This window comes from uncultured Vibrio sp., assembly GCF_947488985.1.
Taxonomy (GTDB): domain Bacteria; phylum Pseudomonadota; class Gammaproteobacteria; order Enterobacterales; family Vibrionaceae; genus Vibrio.
Window position 1 is genome coordinate 1 of the sequence record NZ_CANLBV010000351.1, and the last position, 314, is coordinate 314.

1 protein-coding gene is annotated in these 314 nt (G+C 35.4%); it reads left to right on the top strand.

Annotation, left to right across the window (positions count from 1 at the left end; translation table 11 throughout):
* Positions 1–192: 192 nt before the first annotated feature.
* Positions 193–314: recombinase family protein (locus tag Q1A70_RS20615; protein WP_299695932.1), on the top strand; the 122-nt coding region annotated here is incomplete at its 3' end.

The window sequence follows — 314 nt, forward strand, 5'->3', positions numbered from 1 at the left end:
AACCTTTTTACGAGAGTCTCTTAATCATTGTTGCAATGGTTAAGAGACTCTTTTAATAAGTGCCCATAAAGGTGTAACTTTGTGAACATTATCTTTCACCCATCTCAATACTGTCCAATTAGTCTTTAAAATATCATATGAACATGTACACTAATGTTTAGTTATCTTAATGTTCACTTTTAGGCTCTTTTCATGAAAATTGGCTATGCCCGTGTCAGTACTCAAGACCAAACGCTTGATGTTCAACTTGAACAGCTTAAACGTATTGGTTGTGACAAAATTTACCAAGAGCAAGCGAGCGGTAAATCCTCTGA